3 protein-coding genes are annotated in these 3,357 nt (G+C 67.6%); 2 read left to right on the plus strand and 1 reads right to left on the minus strand.

Going from position 1 to position 3,357, the window contains the following annotated elements:
• Window positions 1–341: hypothetical protein (locus tag G3N99_RS37285; protein WP_206124867.1), on the plus strand; the 341-nt coding region annotated here is incomplete at its 5' end.
• 84 nt (window positions 342–425) lie between these two features.
• Window positions 426–1,565, plus strand: a complete 1,140-nt coding sequence (locus tag G3N99_RS37290; protein WP_174940214.1) for a branched-chain amino acid ABC transporter substrate-binding protein — start codon at window positions 426–428, stop codon at window positions 1,563–1,565.
• Window positions 1,566–1,683: 118 nt separating this feature from the next.
• Here the strand turns inward: G3N99_RS37290 and G3N99_RS37295 are convergent, their stop codons facing one another.
• Complete coding sequence (locus G3N99_RS37295) at window positions 1,684–3,192, minus strand: AMP-binding protein (RefSeq protein ID WP_206124868.1); 1,509 nt, start codon at window positions 3,190–3,192, stop codon at window positions 1,684–1,686.
• Between the last annotated feature and the right edge of the window lie 165 nt (window positions 3,193–3,357).

Below are 3,357 nucleotides of genomic sequence, written 5' to 3' on the forward strand. Positions count from 1 at the left end.
TGCTGGCAACCGGCAATCGTGCGCTGTTCGCGGGTGCGGCCGGCGAGGCGCTGGTCGCCGCGCTGCCGGCGTCGCTGAAGGCTCACGCGGTCGTGCGCAAGCAGGCCGACGCGCCGTTCGACGCGGTGCTGTTCGAAGGCGACAGCGACGAACTGCAGACGCTCGTGAAGGACGTCGCGCAGCGGCCGGGCCCGATCGTGTCGGTGCAGGGCGTGTCGGTGGGCGCGTTCGAGAACGGCGATGCGGAAGATTACGCGCTGGAACGGCTGCTGACGGAGCGCTCGGTGAGCGTGAACACGGCCGCGGCGGGTGGCAATGCGAATTTGATGACGATCGGCTGATCATCCTTGCCGTTCGGATCAAACATAGGAAGCGGCAAGGCGATCCCGAAGCCGCTCCATTTACCCTGGTACCAAGGAGATGCTATGCAACACACGATGAAAAAGCTGGCAGGCGCGACGTTCGTCGCGGTCATGTCGCTGGCGGGGACGGCCCATGCGGATGACGTGAAGATCGGTTACGCAGGGCCGATGACGGGCGCGCAGGCGCACTACGGCAAGGATATGCAGAACGGGATCGTGCTCGCGCTGGAAGACTTCAACGCGACGAACCCGAAGATCGGCGGCAAGCCGGTGAAGTTCGTGCTCAACACGCAGGACGACCAGGCTGACCCGCGCACGGGCACGACGGTCGCGCAGAAGCTCGTCGACGACGGCATCAAGGGCATGCTCGGCCACTTCAACTCGGGCACGACGATTCCGGCTTCGCGCATCTACGCGAACGCGGGCATTCCGGAAATCGCGATGGCGACGGCGCCGGAATACACGCAGCAAGGCTACAAGACGACCTTCCGCATGATGACGTCCGACACGCAGCAGGGCTCGGTGGCCGGCACGTTCGCGTCGAAGGATCTCGGCATGAAGAAGATCGCGATCGTCGACGACCGCACGGCCTACGGCCAGGGTCTCGCCGACCAGTTCGAGAAGGCCGCGAAGGCCGGCGGCGCGTCGATCGTCGACCGTGAATTCACGAACGACAAGGCGGTGGACTTCAAGGCGATCCTGACCAAGCTGAAGTCGGCGAAGCCGGATCTGATCTACTACGGCGGCGCGGATTCGCAGGCAGCGCCGATGGTCAAGCAGATGAAGACGCTCGGCATCACGGCACCGCTGATGAGCGGCGAAATGGTGAAGACGCCGACGTTCCTGAAGATCGCGGGCAACGCGGCCGACGGCACGATCGCTTCGCTGGCCGGTCTCCCGCTCGAAGAAATGCCGGGCGGCAAGGCCTATGCCGACAAGTACAAGAAGCGCTTCGGCGAAGACGTGCAGACGTACTCGCCGTACGCGTACGACGGCGCGATGGCGATGCTCAACGCGATGAAGAAGGCCGACTCGACCGACCCGGCGAAGTACCTGCCGGTGCTCGCGAAGAGCGACATGGCCGGCGTGACGTCGACGCACGTCGCCTATGACGCGAAGGGCGACCTGAAGAACGGCGGCATCACGATGTACAAGGTCGAGAAGGGCGAGTGGAAGCCGCTGAAGAGCATCGGCGGCAAGTAAGCAGCCAGTGACGTGACGAACGGGCGGCGGCCCAGGTCGCTGCCCCGCCGATCATGCGAAAAAGCCACCGGGCCGTCGGGCCGGGTGGCTTTTTCTTTTTCCGCCGCCATCCAAACGGCTATTCGCGCCGCACGCGCAGCAGGAACTTCTGCAGCTTGCCCGTCGGCGTACGCGGCAGCGCCTGCGCGAACGTGAATTCGCGCGGAATCTTGTACGCGGCCAGCCGCTCGCCGCAGAACGCACGCAGCGCGTCCGCGTCGGGCGCGGTGCCCGCGCGCAGCACCACGTGCGCCACGACCGTCTCGCCCCAGTCGGGATGCGGGACACCGACGACGGCCGCCTCGGCGATGTCCGGGTGTGCGCCGAGCACGTCTTCCACTTCCTTCGAATAGACGTTCTCGCCGCCCGTCACGATCATGTCCTTCAGCCGGTCGACGATGAACAGGTAGCCATCCTGATCGATCCGCGCGATGTCGCCGGTGCGATACCAGCCGTCCGGCGCGAACGCGGCGCGCGTCGCGGCCGCATCGTCGAGATAGCCGAGCATCATGCTGTCGGTCTTCAGCCAGATCTCGCCGGTCTCGCCCGGCTGCGCGTCGATGCCGTCCATCCGCACGACGCGCAGGTCGACGCCCGGGCCGCCCGTGCAACCGATCGAACCGGCCTTCGCGATCTGCTCGTCCGGATACAGCGTCGTGCCGGCCGGGCCCGCTTCCGTCATGCCGTACACCTGGAAGAACGTATCGCTGCGATACGCCCGCGCGAGCCGTTCGGCCTGCGCGGGGCCGATCGGGCCGCCGCCGTACAGCCACGCGCGCACGCTCGACAGGTCGAACGCCGCGAAGCCGTCGATCGTGTCGAGCGGCAGCAGGTACGACACCGGCGCGCCGAAATACAGCGTCACGCGTTCGCGCTCGACGGCCTGCAGGAAGCGCAGCGGATGGTATTCGCGCAGCAGCACGACGGTGCCGCCCGCGAACAGCGTGCCGCCGAACCAGTTGTTGAGCGGCGACGAATGCCAGATCGGCATCGCCATCAGCGTGCGCTCGTGGCGGCCGATGCCGGTCGCGAGGGCCGCCTGCATCGCCGCGAGCGTCACGGTGCGGTGGCTGTGCACGCAGCCTTTCGGGTGGCCGGTCGTGCCGGACGTATAGAGGATCTGCGCGATGTCGCCATCGGCCGGATCGATGCCCGCGAGGCCGTCCATCGTCGCGCACAGCGTGTCGAAACACGGCACGCCGTCGAGCTCGCCTTCGGTCACGAGCCGCCGCGCGGGATGCACGATGCGTTCGACCACCGGCGCGAGCGCCACGTCGAACAGCAGCGCCTTGCTGCGGCTGTGTTCGAGCACGTAGTCGACTTCCGGCGCCTGCAGCTTGTGGTTGATCGGCACGAACGTCGCGCCGAGCCGCCACGCGCCGAACATCAGGTCGACGAAGGCCGGCGTGTTGAAGCACATCGCGGCGACACGGTCGCCGGCCGCGACGCCGAGCGCGCTCAACACGGCTGCCGCGCGGTGCGAGCGCTCGCGCGCGGCGGCATAGGTGATCGTCGCGGATTCGCTGACGAGGAACGGCTTGTCGGGCGTCGCACGGGCGGCGCGGTCAAGGGCGGCGACGAGGTTCATCGGGACTCCGGGCGGGCGATCGAAGGCGAACTGGGTTGTACTACGCTGTCCGAAACGGCATTAGACCGGGTACGCGCGCTGCAGCAGCGCGGCGACGTCGATCGCGTGCGGGTCGAAGCCGCCCGCGATGCGGCCCCAGTCGGGCGCGGCGAGTCGCGTCGCGAC

This window comes from Burkholderia sp. Ac-20392 (assembly GCF_017104585.1).
GTDB lineage: Bacteria > Pseudomonadota > Gammaproteobacteria > Burkholderiales > Burkholderiaceae > Burkholderia > Burkholderia lata.